The organism is Cellulomonas bogoriensis 69B4 = DSM 16987, from assembly GCF_000767165.1.
In the GTDB taxonomy this organism is placed as follows: Bacteria; Actinomycetota; Actinomycetes; order Actinomycetales; family Cellulomonadaceae; genus Actinotalea; species Actinotalea bogoriensis.
Genome location: NZ_AXCZ01000462.1, coordinates 1 through 487, shown reverse-complemented (window position 1 = coordinate 487; position 487 = coordinate 1). Strand labels below are relative to the sequence as shown.

Annotated in this window: 1 protein-coding gene; it reads right to left on the bottom strand. The window is 77.2% G+C overall.

Annotated features, from left to right (window positions below):
• Nucleotides 1-25 precede the first annotated feature (25 nt).
• The coding region (locus tag N869_RS18245; protein ID WP_035063402.1) for an AAA family ATPase at nucleotides 26-487 on the bottom strand (462 nt) is incomplete at its 5' end.

Genomic DNA, 487 nt, shown 5'->3' with positions numbered 1-487 from the left:
GGCCCGCCGGTGGGGCCGGGGGCCGTCACCGTCTGTCCTCGCGGGTGGTGGCCGGGGTGGGCACCCGGGCGGTGACCTCACGCACGACGTCCTCGGCAGCGACACCCGCCGCCCACGTCGCCGGGGTCAACGTGATGCGGTGCGCCAACGCCGCGACCGCGACCGTCTTCACGTCCTCCGGTGCCACGAAGTTCCGCCCGGACAGCACCGCGAGCGCCCGCGCGACGAGCACCAGGGCCTGGGAGCCGCGGGGGGAGGCACCGACCTCCACCGAGTCGTGGCTGCGGGTGGCCGCGGCCAGGTCCACGCAGTAGCCCACGACGTCGGGGTCCACGTGCACGGCCTCGACGCCGGCCTGCATGGCGAGCAGGGTGGCGGCGTCGACGACGGTGCGGACGGGGGCCTCCTCGCGGCGTCGGGCCAGGCGCCGGGCGAGGACGTCGGCCTCGGCGTCCCGGTCGGGGTAGCCGACGGCGAGTCGGACCAT